Raw genomic sequence first — 1516 nt, 5'->3', positions numbered from 1 at the left:
GCCCTCTCTGACAGTCTCGGCTGAGACGCCCGGTATGTCGGGTTAGTCTGGATGGCGAGGTAGAGGAGATTCCCCCGGCATGCCCAGTTCCACCACCCCCGACCCGGCGCCGAAGCCGAAGCGGCGGACGTTCTCACCGGAGTACAAGCTGCGGATCGTCGCCGAGTACGACGCCGCCCCCAACGGCGAGAAGGGCGCGATCCTGCGCCGCGAGCGGCTCTACCACTCCCACATCATCGAGTGGCGCCAGGCCCGCGACGCCGGCGCGATGGTCACCTTGACCGACCGGCGGACCTCGCCGGCCCGGCCGAAGAAGGCCGCCGAGCAGGCCGAACTGGAGCGCCTGCGCAAGAAGGTCGCCCGCCTGGAGAAGGACGTCGCCCAGCGCGATGCCGCCCTGGCCGTGCTGGGAAAAGCACACGCGCTCTTGGAGATGCTCTCCGAGAGCGCGGACTGAACCGCGCCGTCGAGCCGGTCCTGGACGAGGCCTTCACCGCCCTGGAGCCCGAGCTGAGCACCACGGCGGCCTGCCGGCTCATCGGCCGCTCCCGGGCCACCCACTACCGCAAGCTCAACCCGCGCCGGCCCGTCGAGCGCGGGCCCCGACCGTCCCCGCCGTCGGCGTTGGACACGGCCGAACGGGCCGAGGTACTGCAGCTGCTGAACCGGCCCGAGTACGTCGACCTGCCGCCTGCCCAGGTCTGGGCGCGGGAACTGGACGCCGGCACCTACTGGTGTTCCGAGCGCACGATGTACCGCATCCTCAAAGCCGCCGGGCAGTCGGGCGAGCGCCGCCGCCAGGCCACCCACCCCGCCAAGACCGTCCCGCAGCTGCTGGCCACCGCGCCCTGCCAGGTCCTGACCTGGGACATCACCAAGCTCCGCGGCCCCGACAAGGGCGAGTGGTACCACCTTTACGCGATCATCGACATCTACAGCCGCTACATCTGCGGCTGGACCGTAGAGGCGGCGGAGGACTCCCTGCGTGCCGAGGAACTGATCCGCGAGACCATCGAGCGCAACGGCATCGTGCCCGAGACCGTGCACGCCGACCGGGGCACCTCGATGACCTCCAAGGCCGTCTCCCAGCTCTTGATCGATCTCGGCGTGACCCGAAGCCACTCCCGGCCCAAGGTGTCGAACGACAACCCCTACAGCGAAAGCCAGTTCAAGACCATCAAGTACTCAGGAGATTTCCCTGAGCGCTTCAACTCCCTTGCCCACGCCCGGGAATGGTGCGAAGGCTTCTTCGCCTACTACAACCATGAGCACCGGCACAGCGGCATCGGCCTGCACACCCCGGCATCCGTGCACTTCGGCACCGCCGACCTGGTCCGCGAGCAGCGGGCCGCCACCCTCGCCGAGGCATACGCCCGCCACCCAGAACGATTCGCCCGACGCCCAAAGCCACCCGAGATACCCCAGACGGTCTGGATCAACGAGCCGAAGCAGGAGACAGAACCCGCTCAACAGTCCATATAGCAACAGACCGTCTCATTTGACTTGACAGCTTCCG

At 68.2% G+C, this 1516-nt stretch carries 1 pseudogene; it reads left to right on the top strand.

What is annotated here, in order from left to right:
- Positions 1–79: 79 nt before the first annotated feature.
- Positions 80–1482: pseudogene (locus AB0Q99_RS34295) on the top strand (IS3 family transposase).
- Positions 1483–1516 lie beyond the last annotated feature (34 nt).

The organism is Kitasatospora sp. NPDC086791, assembly GCF_040685975.1.
GTDB lineage: Bacteria > Actinomycetota > Actinomycetes > Streptomycetales > Streptomycetaceae > Kitasatospora.
The sequence above is the reverse complement of the archived record's forward strand: the minus strand, read 5'-3'. Positions and strand labels throughout refer to the sequence as shown.